Below are 23,856 nucleotides of genomic sequence, written 5' to 3' on the forward strand. Positions count from 1 at the left end.
GCGTGCGGGGGACTGTGATCGCGGTATTGTAAGGCCATGCCCATCGAACCCGTCGCCCTGCCCTTCGACCGCACCGCGCTCGAACCGCACATCTCGGGCGAAACGCTCGATCACCACCACAGTCGCCACTACCGCGCCCACGTCGACGCGGTGAACGCGCTGGCGCCCGCGGCCGGCATGGCCGAGGCGACGCTCGAGGAGATCGTGCGCGGCGCGCAGGGCCGCCTGCAGCAGCATGCCGCGCAGGCCTGGAACCAGGCATTCCACTGGCGCTGCCTGAAGCCAGCCGCGGCCGCCGGCGGCGAGCCTCGCGGCGCACTGGCCGATGCCATCAACCTGCGCTTCGGCGATGCGGCGCGTTTCCGCGAGCGTGCCGCGGCACTGGCCACCGCGACATTCGGCTCCGGCTGGCTATGGCTGGTGCAGCGTCCCGACCGCAAGCTGGCGCTGGTGCAGACCGCCAACACCGCATCGCCGATCACCGGCGACGACCGCCCGCTGCTGGCGCTGAGCCTGTGGGAACACGCCTATTACCTGGACTACCGCGACGCCCGCGGCAAGTACGTCGAAGCGTTCTGGAACGTGGCCGACTGGGGCTTCGCGGCGTCGAACCTCAAGTAGCCAGGCGCGCGATCACCGGCGCCACCTGCGCCTCCCGCCCCAGCGCCGCGCCGACGCGTGCGAGTGCTTCGACCAGGTCCGCGGTGTCATCGGCACGCAGCGTCGCGTGCCCCACCTTGCGCCCCGGGCGTGCCTGCTTGCCGTAGTCGTGCCAGTGGCCACCGGCTTCCGCGAGCACGGCATGCGGCGGCGGCATCTCGCCGATCCAGTTGAGCATGCAGGCGTGGCCCAATGCGCGGGTCGCGCCCAGCGGCAGGCCGAGCACGGCGCGCAGGTGGTTGGCGAACTGCGAGGTCTCGGCACCTTCGATGGTCCAGTGGCCCGAGTTGTGCACGCGCGGCGCCAGCTCGTTGGCCAGCAGCACGCCGTCGCGGCAGAACAGTTCCAGCGCGAACACGCCCACGTAGTCGAGTGCCTCCGCCAGCGCGCGGGCATGCGCGACCGCCGTGGCCTCGACCGCGGGTGTCACCGAGGCCGGCGCCAGGCTTGCCGACAGGACGCCCTCGACGTGCCAGTTCTCGGTGAGTGGCCAGGTGTCGAAGCCGCCGTCGCGGCCGCGCACGGCGACCACGCTGAGCTCGCGGTCGAAGGGCACGAAGGCCTCGAGGATCAGCCCCACACTGGTGGCCTGCGCCCCGAGCGCGTCCCAGGCGGCGTCGGCGTCGCTGGCGGCGCGCAGCCGGAACTGGCCCTTGCCGTCGTAGCCAAGGCGCCGGGTCTTGAGGATGCAGGGCGCGCCGACGGTGGCGATGGCGGCATCGAGTTCGTCGCGGGTGGCGATGGCAACGAAGTCAGGCACCGGAATATCCAGCGCGCGGAACAGGGTCTTCTCGGCCAGGCGGTCCTGGCTGGTGCCGAGCGCGCGTGGGTTGGGGAACATCGGCACGCGCTCGCTCAGCCATTGCGCCGAGACCGCCGGGATGTTCTCGAAATCGAAGGTGGCGACGTCGATGCGCGCGGCGAATTCCGCCAGCGCGGCCTGGTCGCGATAGTCGCCGACAACCAACGGTGCGAACTGGCCCGCGCAGGCGTCGGCGCTGGTGTCCATCACCGAGAAGCGCAGGCCGAGCGGTGCGCCGGCCAGCGCCATCATCCGCGCCAGCTGCCCGCCGCCGAGGATGCCGACGGTGGTCATGCCGCCGGCCGCGCGGCGGGGTGGCGTGGCGTGCTCATTGCCGCGGGTCGTCGCTGGACGCGACGTCATCGGTCTGTCGCTGGCGGAACGCGTCCAGCGCATCCGCGACCCTCGCGTCGCCGGCGGCGGCCAGCATCGCCGCCGCGAACAGCGCGGCGTTGGCCGCGCCCGCGTTGCCGATGGCGAACGTCGCCACCGGAATGCCGGCCGGCATCTGCACGATGGAAAGCAGCGAATCCATGCCGTTGAGTGCCTTCGACTGCACCGGCACGCCCAGCACGGGCACCGGCGTCTTGGCCGCCAGCATGCCGGGCAGGTGCGCGGCACCGCCGGCCCCGGCGATGATCGCCTTCAGGCCGCGCTCACGCGCCGTGGCGGCGTATTCGAACAGCACGTCCGGCGTGCGGTGCGCGGAGACCACGCGGACCTCGTGGGCGATGCCCAGCGCCTCGAGCCGCTGCGCGGCATGCTGCATCGTGTCCCAGTCGGAACGCGAACCCATCACGATGCCCACGACGGGCGAGGTGTGGATGGCGGTCATGGCCGTCCCCCGTGGCAAAGACGTATTCTAGCGGGCCAACGCCGAGACGTATCGCCATGGATCGCAAGCTGCTCGACATCCTGGTCTGCCCCGCCACGCGCCAGTCGCTGGCGCTGCTGGAGCCCGCGGGCCTGGATGCCCTGAACCGCGCCATCGCCGCCGGCACGCTGCTGCGCGGCGACCAGTCGCCGCAGGCCGAGCCGCTGCGCGAAGCCCTGGTCACGCGCGACCGCCGCACGGTCTACCGCATCGATGACGGCATCCCGGTGCTGCTGGTCGAGGAGGCCATCGCCACCGCCCAGGCCGCGGATTTCCCGAAGGCATGAGCACCGCCGCGGGCTTCGATCCGCCGCCGGCCGACATGGTCGCCGCCGACGTCGCACGCGCGCTGGCCGAAGACATCGGCACCGGCGACGTCACCGCGGCGCTGCTGCCCGACGCACCCGAAGTCGCCTACCTGCTGTGCAAGGAAGACGCCGTGGTCTGCGGCCGACCGTGGTTCGACGCCTGCCACCGCGCGCTCGATCCGGACGTGGTGATCGACTGGCGCGTGGCCGAAGGCGATCGCGCCCGCGCCGGCGCGGTGCTCGCCACGCTCGCCGGGCGCACGCGCGCCCTGGTCAGCGCCGAGCGCAGCTCGCTGAACTTCCTGCAGACCCTGGGTGGCACCGCGACCACGGTCGCCGCGCACGTCGCCGCAGTGTGCGGCACGGGCGCGCGCATCCTCGACACGCGCAAGACGCTGCCGGGCCTGCGCCTTGCGCAGAAGTACGCGGTACGCGTGGGCGGCGGCGGCAACCACCGCATGGGCCTGTACGACGCGGTGATGCTGAAGGAGAACCATGTGCGCGCCGCCGGTTCGATCGCCGCCGCCATCGCCGCCGCGCGCGCCAGCCAGCCGACGCTGCCGTTGATCGTGGAGGTCGAGACGCTGGCCGAACTGGCCGATGCCCTGGCGGCGGGCTGCGACCGCATCCTGATCGACGATTTCGACGCCGCGACGCGTCGCGAAGCGGTGCGGATCACCGCGGGACGGATCCCGCTGGAGGTGTCGGGCGGCGTGGACCTGGTCGCCGTGCGCGCGATCGCCGAGGACGGCGTGGACTGCATCTCGATCGGCGGCCTGACCAAGCATGTCCGCGCGGTCGACCTGTCGCTGAAGCTAGGGCCGCCTCCAGCCTAGCGCAGCAGCAGCAGCGCCACGCCACCCAGCACCGCGACGACCGCGACCCAGCGCCAGACGGGCGTCGCCTTGCGCGCCTTCGGTGGCGTGGCCGGCTGTGCCGGGGCAACCCCGGGGGCGACCACGCGAAAGCGCAGCACGTCGAACCCGAGCTCGTCGCCATGGTGCGCCCAGGCGCGCTGCTGCACCGACTCGTTGAGCAGCCAGCCATTGGTGGAGCCGAGGTCCTCGACCAGCAGCCCCTCGCTGGTCGGCGTCAGGCGCACGTGCTGGCGCGAGACACCGGGATGGTCGAGGTGGATGCCGCAATCGGGCGCCCGCCCGAGCACGGTCGGCCCGACCAGCGCGAAGGTGCGGCCGAATCCCGCGCCGCCGACCCCGCGCAGCACGAACCGCGGCAGTGCGGGGCGCACCACGGTGGCCAGTGTGGAATCGCCATCGCCGGGTGCGATCGCCAAAGAGGTGGGGGACATGTCTGCTCGGCGGATGGAATTCATGGGGCGCAAACTGCGACGTCGTGCGTGAAGCCCACGCAAAGGCTTGCTCAAAGCAAGGGCTTGCCCCAGATTGCGAACGTATGCCCAGCCTGATCCTGCTCATGATAGCCGGCGCGTTCGCCTATGCGTGGTGGAACGCCGGCCGCGCCGCCAGCGAACGCGCCATCGACGTCGGCCGCAATGCCTGCCACGCCGCAGGCGTGCAACTGCTCGACCAGACCGTGCATGCCATCGGCCTGCGGCTGCGCAGGCGCGATGATGGGCGGCTGGGCCTGGAGCGCACGTTCCGCTTCGAGTATTCGCACGCAGGCAGCGACCGCAACCGCGGCCTGATGGTGTTCCACGGGGACCGCCTGGTCGCGTTCACCGGGCCCAGCCGGGCCGTGGTGGAATCGCTGCAGCAGCTCGACTGATCCGGCGGCCGGAGCGGTCGCCTCGATCGGCGGCTACTTCACCACGCGCAGATGGCCGCGCCGGGGCGGTGGCGTGCCGCCATCGGACGGCGGACGGCCATCCGGATCCTCATCGGACGCATCGCCCTGGTCGCTCGCCCCGAGGCCGCTGGCGTCCGCGTCGTCAGGCGGCGGCGTACCCGCGACATCCTCGGGCAGCGCCATGCCCTGACCGGTCTCGCGCGCATAGATCGCCAGGATCGCCGCGATGGGCACCAGTACCGGCTGGCTCACGCCGCCGAAGCGCGCGGTGAAACGCACGGCGTCGTTGTCCATCTCCAGGCGCGACACGGCTCGATCAGCGACGTTCAGCACCACCCGGCCTTCCTTGACCGTATGCGCGGGTACCCGCACGCCGGGCTGCGTGGCATCGACCAGCAGGTGCGGCGTCATGCCGTTGTCGGCGATCCACTCGTAGAGCGCCCGCAGCAGGTACGGGCGGTGGCTGGTCATCACGGGTGCGTCGTTGCTCATGCACGCAGTTTACCGCGCGGCGCAGGACTCAGGCCGGCAGGTCGCGCAGGAGGCGTTCCTGCGGCGTCAGGCTGCGCGCGAATCCCGGGTTGCGGAAGATGCGGTTGCCGTAATCCTCGATCGCCTTGCCGTCCCTGGGCAGCGGGATGTCCAGTGCCTGCAGCCGCCAGATGATCGGCGCCATCGCGCAGTCGGCGAGGCTCATCTCCGGATTGAGGAAGAACTTGCTGGCCTGGAACAGCGGCACCGACGCGGTGACCAGCTCCTTGAGGCGCTTGCGGGCGGCATCGGCCTGCGCCTTGCTCCCCACCTGGATGGCCTGCACCTGCGGGACCCAATCGTGCTCGATGCGCAGCATCGCCAGGCGCAAGCGGGCGCGCGACAGCGGATCGACCGGCATCAGCGGCGGATGCGGGTAGCGTTCGTCGAGGTACTCGGTGACCACGCTCGAGGCATACAGCACAAGGTCGCGCTCGACCAGGGTCGGCACCGAGTGGTAGGGGTTGAGGTCCAGCAGGTCCTCGGGAGGATTCTGCGGGTCGACCATGATCAGGTCGTAGGCCACGCCCTTGGCCGCCATGACCAGCCGGACACGGTGGCAGAGGACGTCGTCGGCGGAGGAAAACAGCGTCAGGGCATTACGCATGCGCGGACTCGCAGCCATCATCGGACCTTCTCCCGCGACCGGATTCCGCCAGCCGCAACGACGCCGCCTGCCCCTCGCAGGCGGTCGCCCGGTTTCCTTCCCGTCAGTGCACGTCCCGCCAGTATTCCTTCTTCAGCAACCAGGCGAGGAACGTGAGCAGGGCGAGGAACAGCAACACCCACACGCCGATGCTCTGGCGCTTGAGGGCGGCAGGCTCGCCGGCGTACTCGAGGAAAGCGGTGATGTCGCGCACCGTCTGGTCGAACGCCACGCCGTCCTGGCTGCCCGGGGTGGACACTTCCAGGCCGGCAATCGTGGGCTCGCCGGTGGCCGCGTCGCGATCGCCGTGGATCGGGCGCTGGATGCCCTGCATCTCCCACAGCACGTTGGGCATGGACGCATTCGGGAACACGGTGTTGTTCCAGCCCAGCGGACGCGATTCGTCGATGTAGAAAGACTTGAGGTAGCTGTAGATCCAGTCGCCGCCGCGCACGCGCGACGTCACGCTGAGGTCCGGCGGCACGATGCCGAACCAGCCCGCGGCACCTTCGGCCGGCATGGCGGTGAGGATCGGTTCGCCGAACTTGGCGCCGGTGAAGTTGAGGTTGGCCATCACCTCTTCTTCGGTCAGCCCGAGGTCGTCGGCGATGCGCGAGTAGCGCAGGTACTTCAGCGAGTGGCAGGCCGAGCAGTAGTTCATGTACAGCTTGGCGCCGCGCTGCAGCGAGCCCTGGTCGCCCAGATCGGTACCTGCCTGCTGCAGGGGGCCCGCGGTGGCGGCCAGCGCGGAGAACGACAGCAGCATCGCGGCCGCGAACACGCTGGCGCGCGCGAGCAGGGTGGCAATCGGATTAGTCATGCGTCGTCACCCGTTCCGGTACCGGCCTGGTGCTGTCGATCCTGGTCCACAGCGGCATGGTGATGAAGAAAGCGAAGTAGAAGAAGGTCAGCACGCGGCCGACGATGGTTTCGACCGGGTCGGTGCCGGGGCCGGCGCCGATCTTGCCGAGCCAGATGAAGCTGATCGCGAACAGGCCGAGCAGGACCTTCGACATCAGCCCGCGGTAGCGGTACGACTTGACCTTGCAGCGGTCGAGCCACGGCACCAGGAACAGGATGGCAATCGCGCCGAACATCACCAGCACGCCGGACAGCTTGTGCGGCACCACGCGCAACATCGCGTAGTACGGCGTGTAGTACCAGACCGGCTTGATGTGCGCGGGCGTCACCAGCCGGTTGGCCTCGGTGAAGTTGTCATGCTCGAGGAACCAGCCCCCGAAGGCCGGCGCAAAGAAGATGATGAACGCCGCGATCATCAGGAAGAAGCCCACTCCCACCAGGTCCTTCACCGTGTAGTACGGGTGGAACGGGATGCCGTCGGCCGGCTTGTTCGGATCCCAGCGGTTGCCCTTGGGTCCCTTCTTGATGTCGACGCCGTCGGGGTTGTTGGACCCGACCTCGTGCAGCGCACCCAGGTGCAGTACGACCAGCAGCAGCAGCACCAGCGGCAGCGCGATCACGTGCAGGGCGAAGAACCGGTTGAGCGTGGCGTCGGACGGCAGGTAGTCGCCCATGATCCACTCGGTCAGGCCGGTGCCGATGACCGGCACCGCACCGAACAGCGAGATGATCACCTTGGCGCCCCAGAACGACATCTGGCCCCAGGGCAGTACGTAGCCGAGGAAGGCTTCGGCCATCAGCACCAGGTAGATCAGCATGCCGAGGATCCACACCAGCTCGCGCGGCTTCTGGTAGCTGCCGTACATCAGCCCGCGGAACATGTGCAGGTAGACGACGATGAAGAACAGCGACGCACCCGTGGAGTGCATGTAGCGGATCAGCCAGCCCCACTCCACGTCGCGCATGATGTACTCGACCGAGGAAAACGCCTCGGCCGCGGACGGCTTGTAGTGCATCGTGAGGAAGATGCCGGTGACGATCTGGTTGACAAGCACCAGCATGGCCAGCGAGCCCATGTAGTACCAGAAGTTGAAGTTCTTCGGCGCGTAGTACTCGGTCATGTGCTTGCGGTACATCGGCATCATGCCGGGCGCACGCTCGTTGACCCAGTCCGCCACGTTGCTGGCGGTGCGCGTGATCACGTTGGCCATGGCTTACGCGGCCCCCTGCGGGTCGACGCCGATGACAATGGTGTTGTCGTCGACGAAATGGTGCGGCGGCACCACGAGGTTGGTCGGGGCCGGGACACCCTGGTAGACGCGGCCGGCCATGTCGAACTTCGACTTGTGGCAGGGGCAGAAGTAGCCGCCCTTCCACTCGGCGTCGAACGGGGCCGGACGGATCTCGGCGACCATCTCGGGCGAGCAGCCCAGGTGCGTGCACAGGCCCACGAGCACCGAGATCTCGGGCTTGAACGAGCGGAGCTCCGGGCTGATCGCGCGGATGTACTCCGGCTGCTGCTCCACGTTCTCCGACTGCGGATCGCGCAGCTGGTCATCGAGGGTCGGCAGCGCGGCGAGGATGGCCTGCGAGCGCTTGACGATCCAGATCGGCTGCCCGCGCCATTCCAGCATCAGGCGCTGGCCCTCGGCCAGCGCGCTGATGTCGGCGGTCACCGGCGCGCCGGCGAGCTTGGCCCGCGCGCTGGGAAGCCACGACTTGATGAACGGAACCGCGGCCACGCCCGCGCCAACGGCGCCGACCACTGCGGTGGTGGCTGTCAGGAAGCGGCGACGGCCGTGATCGACCGAGCCCCCTTCGACAGGATCCAGAACCCCTTCATTGCCCATCCGCCACTCCGAAAACCGTCTGGTCGCTGATCAATTGGCTGCCACTGCACGACGCTCCACGAGGGAACGCCGGCCACAAAGACAGTGAAGTGTAGCGGAACGCCGATTCAGGGGACAACGCCGGCGACGGCGAAACCCGGAATCAGTTGGCCGACTGGCCCCGATAACGGTCGGCGAGCACGGCGACGCGCTCCACGTAGCGGCGCGTCTCGTTGTACGGCGGCACGCCCTTGTGGCGGTCCACGGCGCCCTCGCCGGCGTTGTAGCCGGCGGCCGCCAGGGTCAGGTCTCCCTTGAAGCGCTTCAGCAGCCACGAGAGGTACTGCACGCCGCCGCGGATGTTCTGCTGCGGGTCGAACGCATTGACCACGCCGAAGCGCTGCGCCGTGGCCGGCATCAACTGCATGAGTCCCTGCGCGCCGACGCGCGACAGGGCATTGGGATTAAAGGCGGATTCGGCGTGCATGATCGCGCGGATGATGGCGACCTCGACCCCGAACTCGCTCGCCGCGGCCTTGATTTCCGCATCGAAGGCCTGCGTGTTGAGGCGCAGCGTGCCGAAATTGACGCCCGGCGAACCGCAGGCGTAGCAGGTCTCGAAGAAGCTGTAGCGGATCGTGCGCAGCGCGGTCGCCCCGGTGCTGCCCTTGGGCCTGCGGCTGGTGTAATGGCGCACGCCGTCCTGCACGTACGAGTACACCTCGCCCTGCACCAGGCGCCGCTGGCTGCTGCGGGGGGCCGGGGCGGAAGGCGCACTGACCATGACCGGCGCAGGTGCCGCGTTGGCACTGCCCGCGCCCGCGCCACCCATGAAGGTCGCCGGCGCATTGGAATGCAGCGAGACCGGCGAGCCTTCGACCACGTTGGAGGCGCTGACGCCACCGACGGCCGCGGCCACCTGCGAGGGCTTGCTGGGAGATGAGGGACGACTGGGGCGGCTGCCACTGTAGGTGGTGGCCACCGTGCAGGTGGCGCCCTGGATGCGCTTGCTGACGTAGCTCTGCACGCCGTCGCCAACGTCGCAGCGGTAGATCGTGCCGGCCACGGCAGGCGCCGCCGCCAACAGGCAGGCAAGACCCAAGATTGCCCCGACGTGCTTCATCCCTGCCCCTCCATCACGTCGCAGTCTCCTATCTTCGGGAGGGCTTGCCAAGGCCCGGGAACGTGACGGACGGCGAGGATCCGCGTTGCGCACGCCCCGCCGGGCCACGGCCGGCCGACGCGGGCCAACCGTCACAGCAAACGCGCCCGCGCGCGTGTTCCGGACGCCGGCGCTACACTTTGGCGCCCCTCGCCCTTCCGGCCCGGAATCAGCGCCGCGCCCCGGACATGCCATGACCCTGCCACCACCCCAGACCGACACCGCGCCCGACGACCGCCTGCGTCCCGCCGGCAAGCTCTTCATCGAGACCCACGGCTGCCAGATGAACGAGTACGACTCGGCGCGCATGGCTGACGTGCTGGCCGAGTCCGACGGCCTGGAACTCACGACGAACGTCGACGAAGCCGACGTGATACTCGTCAATACCTGCTCGATCCGCGAAAAAGCGCAGGAGAAGGTGTTCAGCCAGCTGGGCCGCTGGAAGCGCCTGAAGCAGGGCGGACGCCCGGTGCTGATCGGTGTCGGCGGCTGCGTGGCCAGCCAGGAAGGCGCGGCGATCGTGAAGCGCGCGCCGTACGTCGACCTGGTGTTCGGCCCGCAGACCCTGCACCGCCTCCCCGAGCTGCTCCGCGGCCGCCGCGAGAGCGGCCTGCCGCAGGTCGACATCAGCTTCCCCGAGATCGAGAAGTTCGACCGCCTGCCCGAACCGCGCGCCGAGGGCCCGAGCGCCTTCGTCTCGATCATGGAAGGCTGCAGCAAGTACTGCTCGTTCTGCGTGGTGCCCTACACCCGCGGCGAAGAGGTCAGCCGGCCGTTCGAGGATGTGCTGGTGGAAGTCATGCAGCTCGCCGCGCAGGGCGTGCGCGAGGTCAACCTGCTGGGCCAGAACGTCAACGCCTACCGTGGCCCGATCGCGCCTGCCGAATGCGGCGATGGCAACGCGGCCTCGGGCGAACCGCAGTTTGCCGACCTCGGCCTGCTGATCCGCACGGTGGCTGAAATCGACGGCATCGACCGCATCCGCTTCACCACCTCGCATCCGCTGGAGTTTTCCGACTCGCTGGTCGAGGCCTACCGCGACGTGCCGCAGCTGGCCAACTACCTGCACCTGCCCGTGCAGTCGGGCTCGGACCGGATCCTGTCGGCGATGAAGCGCGGCTACACGGCACTCGAGTTCAAGCAGAAGATCCGCAAGCTGCGCGCGGTGCGCCCGGACATCTCGATCTCCTCCGACTTCATCGTCGGCTTTCCCGGCGAGACCGACGCCGATTTCGACAAGACCATGAAGCTCATCGAGGACATCGGCTTCGACCAGTCGTTCTCCTTCATCTATTCGCGCCGCCCGGGCACGCCGGCCGCGGACCTCGAGGACACGGTGACGGGCGAGGAGAAGCACGCGCGGCTGTCGCGGCTGCAGGCGCACATCAACGACCACGCGGCCGGCATCTCCCGGGCCATGCTGGGCAGCGTGCACAAGGTGCTGGTCACCGGCCCGTCGCGGAAGGACGCCAATGAACTCACTGGCAAGACCGAGAACATGCGCTCGGTCAATTTCGCCGGCCCTGCGCGACTGGTGGGACAGTTCGTCGATGTGCTGATCACCGAGGCGCTCAGCAATTCACTGCGCGGGCGCGTGGCCGGCATTGAAGCGCCCACCACCGCCTGACGCCCGGGCCGGAGACACGCCACCCATGGCCGGCCCCGCGCACAGGCGCCGCATCGACCCGCTCGGCCTGTGGTTCTGCGGGCTTGCCGTGCTGGGGCTGGCGCGCGCATGGCTGTACCTGGTGCGTGATGGCGGCACGGCCGGCGCGGTGGGCTGGGCCTGGCTGGCCGGCTCGCTGCTGCTGGCCGGCATCGGGCTTGGCCTGGCGTGTCGCGGCCTCGCCAGGGCGTGAACGCAGGCCCCGCGCCGGCGCGCTACCCTTGCCCACCTATGCCGAACCAACACCAGCGCGACTTCACCCTCGAGCCCGCCGACACCGAGCGCCTCGCGAACCTCTGCGGCCCCTTCGATGGCCATCTCCGCCAGGTCGAGCTTGCGCTTGGCGTGGAGATCGCCAACCGCGGCAACATCTTCCGCATCAGCGGCGATGACGCCGAGCGCGTCGACGAAGCCGAACGCCTGCTCCGGGACCTGTATCTCGAAGCCGCCACCGAGACCTTTGACGGCCAGGGCATCCATCTGCGGGTCAGCGCATCGCGCGCGGCGCGCGAGGATGTCGAAGCCACGCGGCGCGTCGCGCGGCAGCGGCAGTCGGACCCGGATTTCGTGCCGCAGGACGTGGCGATCCGCGTCAAGCGCGGCACCATCCGCGGGCGCGGCGGCAACCAGCAGAAATACCTGCACGCCATCGCCACCCACGACATCAACTTCGGCGTGGGCCCGGCCGGCACCGGCAAGACCTTCCTGGCCGTGGCCAGTGCGGTGGAAGCCCTCAACGAGTCCCGGGTGCAGCGCCTGATCCTGGTCCGCCCGGCGGTCGAGGCTGGCGAGAAGCTCGGCTTCCTGCCCGGCGACCTCTCGCAGAAGGTCGATCCCTACCTGCGGCCGTTGTACGACGCGCTGTACGAAATGCTCGGCGTCGAGAAGGTGCTGAAGCTGCTGGAAAAGAACGTCATCGAGATCGCGCCGCTGGCCTACATGCGCGGGCGCACGCTCAACGACGCCTACGTGATCCTCGACGAGGCGCAGAACACCACCATCGAGCAGATGAAGATGTTCCTGACGCGCCTCGGCTTTGGCAGCACCGCGGTCGTCACTGGCGACCTGTCGCAGATCGACCTGCCGAAACACATGAAATCCGGCCTGCGCGATGCGGTCGAGGTGCTCCACGAGGTGGACGGCGTGAGCTTCACCTTCTTCGAGTCACGCGACGTGGTGCGCCATCCGCTGGTGGCGCGCATCGTCAACGCCTACGAACTGCGCGACGCCGACAACGCCAATGCCGCGCCGCCCGGGAGCGAGGCCTCGCCATGACCAGGGGTCCGGTGCGCCTTGACGTCGCCGTGGGCTATGCGCTGCCGCGCGCCGGCCTGCCTGCCGCGGTGAGCTTCCGGAAATGGGTCGCCGCGGCGCTGGCCGGTCGCATCCGCGAGGCCGACCTTGCCATCCGCGTTGTCGACGAAACCGAGGGCCGTGCCCTGAACCGCCACTACCGCGGCCGCGACTACGCCACCAACGTGCTCAGCTTTCCCGCCGAACTCGACGACAGCATCAAGCTGCCCAAGGGCGTGCGCATGCCGCTGCTTGGCGACGTGGTGCTGTGCGCGCCGGTGGTCGCGCGCGAAGCCGCCGAGCAGGGCAAGCGACTGGCGGCCCACTACGCCCACCTGACCGTGCACGGCACCCTGCACCTGCTTGGCTGGGACCACGGCGACGAGCTCGAAGCCGAGGCGATGGAGAAGCTGGAGCGCGAGATCCTCGCCGGCCTGGGCATCGACGACCCCTACCGCGACGCCTGACGGACGCCGGACCGCATCCGGGCCGACAGGCGATGACCGGGACTCAGAGACAGTCGACCAGCCCGTCGTAGAGCGTCAGTGATGTACCGGGCAATGCCGCATACAGCGGCTCTTCGCCCTGCAGTGCATGCAGCAACGCCTCGATGGTGGTGCCCGCGACCAGCGGTGACACGCACAACCATGCCGGGGTCTCCGCCGAAATCCGGCCGCCGGCGGCTGCACGCGGCCCTCACCCCCCGGACGGGGTAAACTGCGCTGGCCGCCCCTCCCCCCGGGGCGACGATGCGAGCGAGATGTCCGAGGACGACAGTAGTCAAGGCCCCGCGCCGGACCACCCCGAGCGGCGGCGCAGCTGGCTGGAACGCCTGAGCTGGGCGATTTCCGGCGATCCCAGTTCACGCGACGACCTGGTCGAGCTGTTGCGCGATGCGCAGGCCAATGGCCTGATCGAGTCCGACACCCTGCGGATGATGGAAGGCGCGATCTCCGTGTCCGACATGACCGTCGGCGACGTGATGGTGTCGCGGGCGCAGATGGTCGCGCTGCCCGTGGCCGCGCCCTTCCTGGACCTGCTGAAGCAGGTGGTCGAGTCCGGCCACTCGCGCTTCCCGGTGCACGGTGACGACAAGGACGAGATCCTCGGCATCCTGCTGGCCAAGGACCTGCTGCGTGGGGTGGTGGCCGACAACGGCCCCGGAACGGTGCGCGAGCTGCTGCGCCCGGCGGTGCTAATTCCGGAATCGAAGAAACTCAACGTGTTGCTGCGCGAGTTCCGCCAGTCGCGCAACCACATGGCGATCGTGATCGACGAGTACGGCGGCGTGGCGGGGCTGTTGACCATCGAGGACGTGCTGGAGGAGATCGTCGGCGAGATCGACGACGAGCACGACGACGCCGAAGACCCCGAGGCCCTGATCGCCGCGCAGGCCGACGGACAGTACGTGGTCGACGCGCTGACCCCGATCAGCGATTTCAACAGCCGCTTCGGCGCCGATTTCGACGACGACGAATACGACACCGTCGGTGGCCTGGTCACCGCCGCCATCGGCCACCTGCCCGAGGCGGGAGAAGAGCTCACGCTCGGTCGCTTCACGTTCCGCGTGGCCAGCGCCGACGCCCGCCGCCTGCACGCGCTGCACGTCGCCATCCATGCCGAATAGCCCCCGGCGCGCCAACCGTCGCCTGCGGTGGCCGGCGACCGCCCTGCTCCTGCTGCTGTGCGCCTGGTGTGCGACGGCCGTGGCGGCGCCACGCATCGGCGTGGCCACCATGCAGCCGGGCGAGGTGTTCTTCGAGCGCTTCGGCCACAACGCGATCGTGGTCGACGACCCCGCGGCCGGCCCGCCGATCTCGTACAACTTCGGCTTCTTCGACCCCGACGAGCCGGATTTCGTGGCGCGCTTCGTGCGCGGCGACATGCGCTACCGGCTGGCCGCGCTGCCGCTGGCCGACGACCTCGCCTACTACCGCGATGTCGGACGCGGGGTGTCGATCCAGTGGCTCGACCTGGATGAGGCCGCGGCGACATCCCTCGCCGCCCGACTCGCCGACAACGCGCGCCCCGAGAACGCGCACTACGCCTACGACTACTTCACCGACAACTGCTCCACGCGCGTGCGCGACGCGCTCGACGCGACCCTTGGCGGCGCCCTGCGCCGGCAGATGCAGGGCCGCTCGCAGGGCAACACCTTCCGCAGCGAAGCGGTGCGCCTGGCGCGCCCCGCGGCGTGGATGGCGCTGGGCTTCGACCTCGGGCTCGGGCCGGCCGCCGACCGCCCGAACGCGCTCTGGGAAGATGCCTTCGTGCCGATGCGCCTGGCCAGCGCGCTGCGCGACATGCGGCACGCCGATGGCCGCCCGCTGGTGGCGTCGGAGGAAGCGCTGCTGCCGCACCGCATCGGCGCCGAACCCGAGCCCCGCGCGGTGGCCTGGCTCCCCTGGCTGGTCGCCGGGCTGGTGCTGGCGGCGCTCGCCTGGTCGCAGCGCAGGCGCCCCGCGGTCGTGGCGTGGGCGGCGATCGCAACGTGGCTGGCATGCGCACTGCTCGGCGGGCTGATGCTCTACCTCTGGCTGGGCACCGCGCACCGCTTCGCCTGGGCCAACCACAACCTGATCCTGTTCAATCCGCTGTGCCTGCTGCTCGTCCCCGGTGCCTGGCGCATCGCCCGCGGCGGCGATGGCGGCACGGTGTTCCGGGTGCTGCTGGCGGGCATCGGCGTGCTGGTGCTGCTGTCGCCGTTCCTGTTGTGGATGCCGCTGCAGTCGCAGCGCAACGGCCACTGGATCGCCCTGATGCTGCCGTTGCAGCTGGCGCTGACCGCGGTGCTCTGGCGCCAGCGGCGAACAGGTGCATGATGCGGCAATGACCGCCCCTGCCCCTGCCCTGCCGGCCTGCGTGATAAACAGCGCCGCCTACGACCGCGATGGCCGGCGCCGCGACATCAGCCTTGACGAAATCAGCGACGTCCTCGATGTCGACGACGGCAGCTTTGTCTGGGTGGGGCTGTACGAGCCTGACGAAACGGTGCTCGCCAAGCTGCAGGAGGAATTCAACCTCCACGCGCTCGCCGTCGAGGACGCCCACCACGCCCACCAGCGCCCCAAGCTGGAAGCCTACGGCGATTCGCTGTTCATCGCCGGCAACACCGCCCAGGTCGTCGACGAGCACATCCGTTACGGCGAGACCCATGCCTTCCTCGGCGCGCGCTACCTGGTGACGGTGCGCCATGGCGCATCGGCGTCGTATGCAGCCGCCCGCGCACGCGTGGAGCGCAATCCGGGGCTGCTCGCGCTGGGGCCCGGCTTCGCGCTGTATGCCGTGCTCGATGCCATCGTCGACGACTACGTGCCGATCGTGGACGAGTTCAAGGCCACGTTGCTGGCGCTGGAACAGGACATCTTCCGCGACACCTTCCACCGCGGCATCGTGCGCCGGCTGTACGACCTCAAGCGCGAGCTGACCTACATGCGCGTGGCGCTGACGCCCATGCAGGACGTGCTTTCACAGCTGCTGCGCAGCAACACCCCGCTGCTGCACGACGAGATCCGCCTGTACCTGCGCGACGTGCTGGATCATTCGGTGCGGATCAACGACAGCATTGACATGCTGCGCGACATGCTGGGCACCGCGCTGAGCGTCAACCAGGCGCTGGTGACGCTGGCCCAGGGCGAGGTGGTGAAGCGCCTGGCCGGCTGGGCCGCGCTGCTGGCCGCGCCCACCCTGATTGCAAGCTGGTATGGCATGAACTTCGTGCACATGCCGGAGCTCGCCGGACGCTGGAGCTATCCGCTGCTGGTCGGGGTGGTGGTCGGGGTGGTGGCCGGGCTGTACGTCTACCTGCGCCGGGTGCGCTGGCTCTGAATACGGCTTGCTGCCTGCGACCAAAGTCGTAGGCTGCGTGTTCACGCATTGCAGCACCCGCGATTGACCGCGCCGGGCCATGGGTAGACCCTTGGCGCAGCCGGAATACAGACGGGGAATCGCATGAAGGGTGGACTCGGGAAACTCGCTTGGGCGGCGCTCGCCCTGCTCGGGGCGTTCTGCCTCGGCACCGTGGCCCTGCGCCGCGGCGAACCCATCAACGCCCTGTGGATCGTGGTGGCGGCGGTGTCGATCTACCTGGTGGCCTACCGCTTCTACGGGCTGTACATCGCCGACAAGGTGCTGGGCCTCGACCCGACGCGCGCGACGCCTGCGATCCGCCGCAACGACGGACTCGACTTCGTCCCGACCAACAAGCATGTGCTGTTCGGCCACCACTTCGCCGCGATCGCGGGTGCGGGCCCGCTGGTGGGCCCGGTGCTGGCGGCACAGATGGGCTACCTGCCCGGCACGCTCTGGCTGATCGCCGGCGTGGTGCTGGCGGGCGCGGTGCAGGACTTCATGGTGCTGGTGGTATCCAGCCGCCGCGACGCGCGCTCGCTCGGCGACCTGGTGCGCGAGGAGATGGGTCAGGTGCCCGGCACCATCGCGCTGTTCGGCGCGTTCCTGATCATGATCATCATCCTGGCGGTGCTGGCGATGATCGTGGTCAAGGCGCTGGAAGGCAGCCCCTGGGGCATGTTCACCGTCATCGCCACCATCCCGATCGCGATCATGATGGGCGTCTACATGCGTTTCATCCGCCCGGGCAGGATCGGCGAGATCTCGGTGGTGGGCATCATCCTGCTGGTCGGCGCGATCTGGATGGGCGGCAAGGTCGGCGCACACCCGACCTGGGGCCCGGCGTTCACCTTCACCGGCACGCAGATCACCTGGATGCTGATCGGCTACGGCTTCGTGGCCGCGGTGCTGCCCGTCTGGCTGCTGCTGGCGCCGCGCGACTACCTGTCGACGTTCCTCAAGATCGGCACCATCCTCGGCCTGGCGATCGGCATCTTCATCGTCATGCCGGAGCTGCGCATGCCGGCGCTGACCCAGTTCACCGACGGCACCGGCCCGGTGTGGAAGGGCAGCATGTTCCCGTTCCTGTTCATCACCATCGCCTGCGGCGCGGTGTCGGGCTTCCACGCGCTGATCGCCTCGGGCACCACGCCCAAGCTGCTCGCCAACGAGGGCCACGCGCGCTACATCGGTTATGGCGGCATGCTGATGGAGTCGTTCGTGGCGATCATGGCGATGGTGGCGGCGTCGGTGATCGATCCGGGCGTGTACTTCGCCATGAACAGCCCGGCGGCGATCATCGGCACCGACCCGGTGGCGGTGGCTGAAATGGTGTCCAGCTGGGGCTTCACGGTCACGCCCGACGTGCTGGTCGCGACCGCCGCGGACATCGGCGAGAACTCGATCCTGTCGCGTGCCGGCGGCGCGCCGACGCTCGCCGTGGGCATCGCGCAGATCTTCCATGCCGTGATCCCGGGCGAAGGGATGATGGCGTTCTGGTACCACTTCGCGATCCTGTTCGAGGCGCTGTTCATCCTCACCGCCGTCGATGCCGGCACGCGCGCGGGCCGCTTCATGCTGCAGGACCTTCTGGGCAACTTCGTGCCGGTGATGCGCAAGACCGAATCCTGGGGGCCAAACCTGCTCGCCACCGCGGGCTGCGTCGCGCTGTGGGGCTACTTCCTCTACCAGGGCGTGAACGATCCGCTGGGCGGCATCAACATGCTGTGGCCGCTGTTCGGCATCGCCAACCAGATGCTGGCAGGCATCGCGCTGATGCTGTGCACGGTGGTGCTGTTCAAGATGAAGAAGGACCGCTACGCGTGGGTGTCGATCGTGCCGACCGTCTGGCTGCTGCTGTGCACGCTGACCGCCGGCTGGATCAAGATCTTCGACCCCACCCCGGCAGTCGGATTCATGGCGCAGGCCAACAGGTACCGGGACGCGCTGGCGGCGGGTGAACTGATCGCCCCGTCGAAGGACTTCGGCGGCATGCAGCAGATCATGATCAACAATTACGTCAACGCGGGTCTCACCGTGCTGTTCATGCTGGTGGTGGTGGCGATCCTGGTGTATTCGATCGGCGCGGTCCGCAAGGCGCGGCGCAGCGACGTGCGCACCGATCGCGAGACGCCGTATGTCGCGCTGACGCCCGAACAGCAGAAGATGTGGCTCTGATGGCCGGCGCGCTGGTCCCGCTCGAGTACTACGCCACGCACCGGCGTGTGTGGCGCAGGCTGGTGCAGACCGCGCGCCTGTGCTGCGGAATCCCGGACTACGACAACTACGTGCGCCACATGCTCGAGACGCACCCGGACCGCGACGTCATGGACTACCCCACTTTTTTCCGCGAGCGACAGGATGCGCGCTACGGCGCGCGCGGCGGCTTCCGCTGCTGCTGAAGGTGCGGGTGCGAGGCTGGCGTCCGGCACCGGCCGCGGCGAGCGACGCCACGATCGCCACGACGAGCAGGCCGAATGCCGGCTGCAGGTAGTCCACCCGGATGGCGGCGAACGCCGAGAGGTCCACCAGCACCAGCAGTGCCGCGCGCCCGGCCACCAGGCACCAGGCGGTGGCCGCCAGCAGGTACAGCGGCTGCAGGCTCCGGCTGTGCGCCGCACGCCATGTTGCCCACAGGAACCCCAGCAGGCCCGCGGCCGCCAGCCATGGCAGCACGCGCGCGTACGCGCTCCACACCGCATGTCGCACCGCGCGCGGCCAGGCCCGCTCCCGCGCCGTGGGCGGGATGCCCTCCACCAGTGAATCGACGGTGACCGTGCCCGAACCCAGGGCCGACGTTGCCGGCGCAGCGGCAAAGGCCGCGAGCGCGACGGCGCCGGCACCCGAGGTGGATTCGAAGGCGCAGCCGGCGATGGCAGGCACCACGACCCTGAAGCGGCTCATCCCGGCGGCGGGGTCGGCGAAATGCAGCGCGATGTCCGGACTCGGCTGGCGCTCGACCGGCAACAGCATGTCCGGGTCCGTGCAGCGCACGGCCAGCCATCCCGGTCGCACGTCATGGAACCAGCCCGCGACCTGCGTGCCGAGCACGTCGGCGGGGTCGCGCACCGGCGGGCGCCCGACGAAGTTCCACATCGCCCGGGCGCCGACTGCCGCGGTGTCGCTCGGCGGCTGCCCGCCGCCGACACCCTGCCAGGCGAGCAGACGGGCCGCCTTCCCCAGGCGATCCGGCAGGGTCGTCCACTGCGCGGGGTCGACCGGCGGGATGCTGGCGGCCAGCCGACCCGTGCATGCCAGGCGGCCGTCGTCGCAGGCGCGATCGATCTCATCGGCAAGCGTGCGGAAATACGCCTCGGCCGCCGGCGCGGAACGGTACTCGCCGGTCGACGCCGCGGCGGCACGCAGCACCCACATGAACCACCCGCCGCTGTAGTCGCTGCAGGCATGCGACGCAAGCCTGCAGGCGTCGCCACCGCGGTGATCCGGGGCTTCGAGGTAGGGACGCAGTCGCGCGAAGGCCGGGCTGGCGGCGTACACCGCGCTTCGCACGGGCTCCGGCACCGGCACCTGGTGCACCGGCGGCCCGACCCGCACGCGATGCAGCGCCGTCAGCGCGTCGCGGTACGCCGTGCCCCGCGTGTCGACGGTGGCGAACACGCCGTACCGGGCCATGTTGATGCCGGCGACGACCGACAGCGCCCCGCCGAATGCCAGCGCGACGAGCGCCAGCCCGAGCGCCAGGCGGCGGCGCGCGACGCGCTCGCGCCAGGCGGGAACCGCGTGTCCAAGCAGCAGCAAGGTGATTCCGGGCACCACCCAGACCGCGTCCTCGCGGGTGGTCCACAACCAGGCCAGCGCCAATCCCGCAGACACGGCCCATCCCCACCCGTGCCTGCCGGCGCGCGGGCCATGCAGGAAGAACAGCAGGCAGGCGAGCACGAGGAGGATCTGCGAGCCACCGATGTTGTCGCGGATCACACGGTTCCAGCCCAGTGCCGCGGGATGCCATTGCACGGCCAGCACCAGCACCAGCACCAGCAGCGGGCGGCCGGACATGCGGTACACCGCGCCGCCAAGCAGCAGGCAGGCGACGGCGTAGAGCACCGCCTGCAGGGTGGTGGCCGGCAGCCCGAGCACATGGCTTGCGGCAAGGAACAGTGGATACCCGGGACCCTTGATCAGGGTCATCGAGTCGAATGCGCCCAGCCAGCCTCCGGCGGCGATGCTCTCCGCGCGCTGCCAGAACCAGGCATCGTCGTAGCCGGCGCCTGCGAGGATCGACACCGGAAGGTGGTGGACCAGCGTGATGAACAGGATGGACGACACCAGCAGGGCGACAGCCATCGCCTGCACTGCCCAAGCATCGCGGCCGGCGCTACCGGACACGCGCGCCGTCCCCGTGGGGGTCGGCTGCCTGCGGCGGCGCCTGCGCGCGCCGCGCGACCAGCAGCAGGTTGCTGGGCCAACCAAGCAGCGAGACGCTGCCGATGCGCCAGGCCGGCAGCCCGGCCTGCGCGCATGCCTGCGCGAGCTCGCGTCGCCCCAACAGGTTGAGGTTGTCCTCGCGGGACAGCGCGTCGTGCCCGAGCGTGCGCAGCAGCGCGCGGAACCAGGGTTTCGGCAGCCAGTGCACCACCGGCAGCACGGTGTGGAATTCCACTGGAAACCAGCGGTTTGGCGTGGTGATGAAGATGCCCTTGCGGCACACCCGGTACAGCTCGGAGACAAACCGCGCCTGCTCCCCCGCCGACCCGACATGCTCGAGCACCGCGCTGGAATGCACCCAGTCGAAGCTTGCGTCGGGGAACGGAAGGTCCTTGCCGTCACCACGCACGAAGCGCATGCCCGGGTAGGCGTCTTCCAGGAACGCGGCGTCGTCGATCCCGCACGCCGTGATCCTGTCCTTGCGCGGGTGCCAGGCCTCCAGGTAGTTGGAGGCGAGCTGCTCGCGGTCGCTGGTCACGCCCACGTCGAGGATGTGGTCGTCGTCGGCCACCCCGGCGGCGATGAACCGCGCGTACATCCTGCGCCGCATGTGCGTGGACACGCGATCGGTGGCGCTGCCGCCGCGCGCGCTGTTGTACTGCGCGCCGATGCCGCGCCCGCGGCTCACCTCGGAGCATCCGGCAGGCGCAGCGCCTCCAGGAAGAATGCCGCCAGGCCGAGTTGCCCGCCGACGCCCATGAGCGTCACCGACGGGATCACCCAGCGCATCGTGGCGCTCGGGTCGAGTACGCCGAAGTCGCGCGCGGCCCACAGGAACACCGCATACAGCGACATCCCGATCCCGGCCAGGAACAGCACCGCCGCGGCGACCAGGCAACGCTCCAGCGTGATCGCCGACAGCAGCCGGTTGCGTGCGTCGCCCGGCAACCAGCCGTTGCGGATCCCCATCGAGCTGGCCAGCACCGCGAACAGCACCATCTGCACGCCGAGGATGATCGCGGCGCCGGCATAGGACAGCGTATGCACGTCGAGGTTCAGGCCGCCGATGTTCACGCTGCGCACGCCGATCACCGCCATCGCCGCGACGCCCACCGTCACCAGCGTGGCACCGGGCAGCATGAACAGCCAGCGCGGGCTGTGCACCAGCAGGAAGCGGAGGTGCCGCCAGCCGTCACGCCAGGTGCGCAGGTGCGGCGCGCGCGAACGGCCGTCGCGCTGCAGGGTGGTCGGCACCTCGGTGATCCGGTAGCCGGCAAGCGAGGCCTTCACCACCATCTCGCTGGCGAACTCCATGCCGCGCCCGGCCAGTCCCAGGGCGAGGAAGCGCTCGCGGTCGAACCCGCGCAGGCCGCAGTGGAAATCGCGCACGCCGACGCCGAAGAACAGCCGCCCGAGGAAGCTCAGCACCGGGTTGCCGAGGTAGCGATGCAGGAACGGCATGGCACCGGGTGCGATGCCGCCGCGGAAGCGGTTGCCGATCACCAGGTCGCTGCCGCCGCGCAGGCCGTCGACAAAGGGCATGAGCCGCGAGAAATCATAGGAGTCGTCGGCATCGCCCATGACCACGTAGCGGCCACTCGCGGCCTGCATGCCCGCCATCAGCGCCGCGCCGTATCCGCGCTCCGCGACGTCGACGACGCGCGCGCCCTCGCGCAGCGCGATCGCCTGCGAACCGTCCACGCTGCCGTTGTCGGCCACCAGCACCTCTCCGCGCACGCCCGAACCGGAGAGGAACGCCTGCGCCTTGCGCACGCAACTGGCCAGCGTTTCAGCCTCGTCCAGGCACGGCATGAGGATGGTGAGTTCGAGGCCCGCGGGAGCCGCGTCCACGCGGTGCGCGCGCGGGTCGGCAGCGGCGCTCATGCCCCCGCCATCACCCGCAACACCTGGCCGATGCCGTAGGCGATCACCGTGCCGGTGGCATAGCCGATGGTGCCGAGCAGCACGCCGACCGGTGCCAGCGTGGGATGGAACGCGGCGGCCACCACCGGCGCCGACGCCGCGGCGCCGATGTTGCCCTGCGAGCCGACCGCGAAGTAGAACAGCGGCGCACGCACCATCCTGGCGGCAGCCCACAGCACCAGGATGTGCACGCCCATCCACACCGCGGCGAGCGCCAGCAGCCACGGACGGTCCGCCAGCTGCATGAAATCCATCTGCATGCCGATGCTGGCGATCAGGAAGTACAGGCAGGCACTGCCGATCTTGGCCATGCCCGCGTTTTCCAGCCGCCGCAGCGGCGTGAAGCTGAGCAGCAGGCCGGCACCCGTGGAGAACAACACCACCCAGACAAAACTGGAGTCGAGGCTGAAGCGCGCGGCGTTCTCCACGTTGGCGGTGAACCACGCCGCCAGGGGAGCGGCCACCGCGTGGGCCGCGCCGACGATGCCGAAGCCGATGCCGATGATCACCATCAGGTCGGTCAGCGTGGGGATGCGCGCGTGCTCCGCTTCGTGCGCCTCGAGGCGCGTCTTCATCTCGTCGATGGCGCGCGTGTCGGCGCCGCTGCGCGCATCGATCGTCGCCGCGCGGCCGGCAAGGAACAGCAGGGTGGCCATCCACAGGTTGGCGATGGCCACGTCCACGACTGCGAATTGCCCGAACAGCGTGGCGTCTACGCCATAGACCTCGCGGATCGCGACCATGTTGGCGCCACCGCCGATCCAGCTGCCGGCAAGCGCCGCCATGCCCATCCACACGTCGCCGGCGACCACGTCGGGCTTGAACCACTCGAACAGCTGGAACGACACGACCGCGCCCAGCGCGATGCCGAGCGTGCCCATGCAGAACACGAACAACAGCTTCGGCCCCAGGCTGAGCACGCCCTTGAGGTCAATGGTCATGGTCAAGAGCACCAGCGCCACCGGCAACAGCACGCGGCTGCCGATCGGGTTGTAGACCGCCCCTTGCGTGCCGTCGATCAGCCCGACCGTGTTGTAGACCGCCGGTATGAAGTAGCACAGCAGCAGCGCCGGTATCCAGGCGAAGAACTTCTTCCAGAACGGCGTGGGGCCCGACGCCAGCCAGAAGATCAGCCCCAGCGTGGCGGCGATCAGGCCGAATACGACGATGTCGTTGGTGATCAGTGGTGCAGCGGCTTCAATCGCGTCGGCGGCCAGCGCCGTTTCGGCGGCAGTCGCGGGCGCGTCGGAGGCAGGGGCCATCGGCGTCAGTCCTGTCGGAGCGGTATGGGGAAGTCGT

General features: G+C 69.6%; 27 protein-coding genes. 13 read left to right on the top strand and 14 right to left on the bottom strand.

The features are described 5' to 3' along the window. Positions 1 to 36 precede the first annotated feature (36 nt). Positions 37 to 621, top strand: coding sequence for a Fe-Mn family superoxide dismutase (locus H5368_RS06255; RefSeq protein WP_182822438.1), 585 nt, complete (start codon positions 37 to 39; stop codon positions 619 to 621). On the opposite strand, the gene H5368_RS06260 is transcribed toward H5368_RS06255, so the two are convergent. After that, on the bottom strand, positions 614 to 1,756 hold the full coding sequence (locus tag H5368_RS06260) for a 5-(carboxyamino)imidazole ribonucleotide synthase (RefSeq protein ID WP_182823824.1): 1,143 nt from the start codon (positions 1,754 to 1,756) through the stop codon (positions 614 to 616). The genes H5368_RS06255 and H5368_RS06260 overlap by 8 nt on opposite strands. A 34-nt stretch (positions 1,757 to 1,790) precedes the next feature. Next, positions 1,791 to 2,297: a 5-(carboxyamino)imidazole ribonucleotide mutase gene (gene purE, locus H5368_RS06265; RefSeq protein WP_182822440.1), complete on the bottom strand. Its 507-nt coding sequence runs from the start codon at positions 2,295 to 2,297 to the stop codon at positions 1,791 to 1,793. A gap of 56 nt (positions 2,298 to 2,353) precedes the next feature. On the opposite strand from purE, the gene H5368_RS06270 reads away from it, so the two are divergent. Together H5368_RS06270 and nadC are read left to right on the top strand one after the other, a co-directional pair. Continuing rightward, a complete protein-coding gene (locus tag H5368_RS06270; protein WP_182822443.1) occupies positions 2,354 to 2,623 on the top strand; it encodes a Trm112 family protein in 270 nt (89 codons plus the stop codon). Continuing rightward, the gene (nadC, locus tag H5368_RS06275; RefSeq protein ID WP_182822445.1) at positions 2,620 to 3,480 is read left to right on the top strand and encodes a carboxylating nicotinate-nucleotide diphosphorylase; all 861 of its coding nucleotides are present in this window, start codon (positions 2,620 to 2,622) and stop codon (positions 3,478 to 3,480) included. The genes H5368_RS06270 and nadC overlap by 4 nt, the downstream gene beginning before the upstream one ends. On the opposite strand, the gene H5368_RS06280 is transcribed toward nadC, so the two are convergent. Then, positions 3,477 to 3,953, bottom strand: coding sequence for an FHA domain-containing protein (locus H5368_RS06280; protein WP_182822447.1), 477 nt, complete (start codon positions 3,951 to 3,953; stop codon positions 3,477 to 3,479). The two genes, nadC and H5368_RS06280, sit on opposite strands and share 4 nt — an antisense overlap. Before the next feature lie 104 nt (positions 3,954 to 4,057). Between H5368_RS06280 and H5368_RS06285 the strand changes: the two genes are divergently transcribed. After that, complete coding sequence (locus tag H5368_RS06285) at positions 4,058 to 4,390, top strand: DUF3301 domain-containing protein (protein ID WP_182822449.1); 333 nt, start codon at positions 4,058 to 4,060, stop codon at positions 4,388 to 4,390. Positions 4,391 to 4,423: 33 nt separating this feature from the next. Here H5368_RS06285 and H5368_RS06290 read toward each other — a convergent pair whose 3' ends face one another. The 6 genes from H5368_RS06290 to H5368_RS06315 all read right to left on the bottom strand — a co-directional run bounded on the left by H5368_RS06290 (position 4,424) and on the right by H5368_RS06315 (position 9,401). Continuing rightward, complete coding sequence (locus tag H5368_RS06290) at positions 4,424 to 4,903, bottom strand: ClpXP protease specificity-enhancing factor (protein ID WP_182822452.1); 480 nt, start codon at positions 4,901 to 4,903, stop codon at positions 4,424 to 4,426. A gap of 28 nt (positions 4,904 to 4,931) precedes the next feature. Further along, on the bottom strand, positions 4,932 to 5,567 hold the full coding sequence (locus H5368_RS06295; protein ID WP_182822454.1) for a glutathione S-transferase N-terminal domain-containing protein: 636 nt from the start codon (positions 5,565 to 5,567) through the stop codon (positions 4,932 to 4,934). 85 nt (positions 5,568 to 5,652) lie between these two features. Then, positions 5,653 to 6,408: a cytochrome c1 gene (locus tag H5368_RS06300; RefSeq protein WP_182822456.1), complete on the bottom strand. Its 756-nt coding sequence runs from the start codon at positions 6,406 to 6,408 to the stop codon at positions 5,653 to 5,655. Continuing rightward, positions 6,401 to 7,660: a cytochrome bc complex cytochrome b subunit gene (locus H5368_RS06305; RefSeq protein WP_182822458.1), complete on the bottom strand. Its 1,260-nt coding sequence runs from the start codon at positions 7,658 to 7,660 to the stop codon at positions 6,401 to 6,403. The genes H5368_RS06300 and H5368_RS06305 overlap by 8 nt, the downstream gene beginning before the upstream one ends. 3 nt (positions 7,661 to 7,663) lie before the next feature. Then, a complete protein-coding gene (gene petA / locus H5368_RS06310) occupies positions 7,664 to 8,299 on the bottom strand; it encodes a ubiquinol-cytochrome c reductase iron-sulfur subunit (protein ID WP_182822460.1) in 636 nt (211 codons plus the stop codon). Positions 8,300 to 8,441: 142 nt separating this feature from the next. Continuing rightward, positions 8,442 to 9,401, bottom strand: coding sequence for a lytic transglycosylase domain-containing protein (locus H5368_RS06315; RefSeq protein WP_182822463.1), 960 nt, complete (start codon positions 9,399 to 9,401; stop codon positions 8,442 to 8,444). A 232-nt stretch (positions 9,402 to 9,633) separates the two neighbouring features. Here H5368_RS06315 and miaB point away from each other — a divergent pair, with 232 nt between their 5' ends. Genes miaB through ybeY form a run of 4 tightly spaced genes read left to right on the top strand, consistent with a single transcriptional unit; the run spans position 9,634 to position 12,866 of the window. Continuing rightward, positions 9,634 to 11,067, top strand: coding sequence for a tRNA (N6-isopentenyl adenosine(37)-C2)-methylthiotransferase MiaB (gene miaB / locus H5368_RS06320; RefSeq protein WP_182822464.1), 1,434 nt, complete (start codon positions 9,634 to 9,636; stop codon positions 11,065 to 11,067). A 25-nt stretch (positions 11,068 to 11,092) separates the two neighbouring features. Continuing rightward, a complete protein-coding gene (locus H5368_RS06325; RefSeq protein ID WP_182822466.1) occupies positions 11,093 to 11,299 on the top strand; it encodes a hypothetical protein in 207 nt (68 codons plus the stop codon). Between the two features lie 38 nt (positions 11,300 to 11,337). Beyond that, positions 11,338 to 12,381, top strand: coding sequence for a PhoH family protein (locus H5368_RS06330; RefSeq protein ID WP_182822468.1), 1,044 nt, complete (start codon positions 11,338 to 11,340; stop codon positions 12,379 to 12,381). After that, positions 12,378 to 12,866: an rRNA maturation RNase YbeY gene (gene ybeY / locus H5368_RS06335; RefSeq protein WP_182822470.1), complete on the top strand. Its 489-nt coding sequence runs from the start codon at positions 12,378 to 12,380 to the stop codon at positions 12,864 to 12,866. Before H5368_RS06330 ends, ybeY begins: the two co-directional genes overlap by 4 nt. A gap of 43 nt (positions 12,867 to 12,909) precedes the next feature. On the opposite strand, the gene H5368_RS13495 is transcribed toward ybeY, so the two are convergent. Next, complete coding sequence (locus H5368_RS13495) at positions 12,910 to 13,038, bottom strand: hypothetical protein (protein WP_255486365.1); 129 nt, start codon at positions 13,036 to 13,038, stop codon at positions 12,910 to 12,912. Positions 13,039 to 13,159: 121 nt separating this feature from the next. Here H5368_RS13495 and H5368_RS06340 point away from each other — a divergent pair, with 121 nt between their 5' ends. The 5 genes from H5368_RS06340 to H5368_RS06360 all read left to right on the top strand — a co-directional run bounded on the left by H5368_RS06340 (position 13,160) and on the right by H5368_RS06360 (position 18,650). Continuing rightward, the gene (locus H5368_RS06340) at positions 13,160 to 14,026 is read left to right on the top strand and encodes a transporter associated domain-containing protein (protein WP_182822472.1); all 867 of its coding nucleotides are present in this window, start codon (positions 13,160 to 13,162) and stop codon (positions 14,024 to 14,026) included. Further along, entirely contained in the window at positions 14,016 to 15,221 is a 1,206-nt protein-coding gene (locus H5368_RS06345) for a DUF4105 domain-containing protein (RefSeq protein WP_182822474.1), read from the top strand. Before H5368_RS06340 ends, H5368_RS06345 begins: the two co-directional genes overlap by 11 nt. A 7-nt stretch (positions 15,222 to 15,228) precedes the next feature. Further along, a complete protein-coding gene (locus tag H5368_RS06350; protein WP_182822476.1) occupies positions 15,229 to 16,227 on the top strand; it encodes a magnesium and cobalt transport protein CorA in 999 nt (332 codons plus the stop codon). Between the two features lie 123 nt (positions 16,228 to 16,350). Next, on the top strand, positions 16,351 to 18,426 hold the full coding sequence (locus tag H5368_RS06355; protein WP_182822478.1) for a carbon starvation CstA family protein: 2,076 nt from the start codon (positions 16,351 to 16,353) through the stop codon (positions 18,424 to 18,426). Then, positions 18,426 to 18,650, top strand: coding sequence for a CstA-like transporter-associated (seleno)protein (locus H5368_RS06360; protein ID WP_182822480.1), 225 nt, complete (start codon positions 18,426 to 18,428; stop codon positions 18,648 to 18,650). Before H5368_RS06355 ends, H5368_RS06360 begins: the two co-directional genes overlap by 1 nt. Here H5368_RS06360 and H5368_RS06365 read toward each other — a convergent pair. The 4 genes from H5368_RS06365 to H5368_RS06380 are packed head-to-tail and all read right to left on the bottom strand — an operon-like array spanning position 18,574 to position 23,819. Continuing rightward, positions 18,574 to 20,553: a hypothetical protein gene (locus H5368_RS06365; protein WP_182822483.1), complete on the bottom strand. Its 1,980-nt coding sequence runs from the start codon at positions 20,551 to 20,553 to the stop codon at positions 18,574 to 18,576. The genes H5368_RS06360 and H5368_RS06365 overlap by 77 nt on opposite strands. 31 nt (positions 20,554 to 20,584) lie before the next feature. Continuing rightward, entirely contained in the window at positions 20,585 to 21,322 is a 738-nt protein-coding gene (locus H5368_RS06370) for a class I SAM-dependent methyltransferase (RefSeq protein WP_182822485.1), read from the bottom strand. After that, positions 21,319 to 22,518, bottom strand: coding sequence for a glycosyltransferase family 2 protein (locus H5368_RS06375; protein WP_182822487.1), 1,200 nt, complete (start codon positions 22,516 to 22,518; stop codon positions 21,319 to 21,321). The genes H5368_RS06370 and H5368_RS06375 overlap by 4 nt, the downstream gene beginning before the upstream one ends. Next, positions 22,515 to 23,819: a DUF819 family protein gene (locus H5368_RS06380; protein WP_182822489.1), complete on the bottom strand. Its 1,305-nt coding sequence runs from the start codon at positions 23,817 to 23,819 to the stop codon at positions 22,515 to 22,517. The genes H5368_RS06375 and H5368_RS06380 overlap by 4 nt, the downstream gene beginning before the upstream one ends. Positions 23,820 to 23,856: the final 37 nt, after the last annotated feature.

It is taken from the genome of Luteimonas sp. MC1782, from assembly GCF_014164605.1.
Lineage (GTDB): Bacteria > Pseudomonadota > Gammaproteobacteria > Xanthomonadales > Xanthomonadaceae > Luteimonas.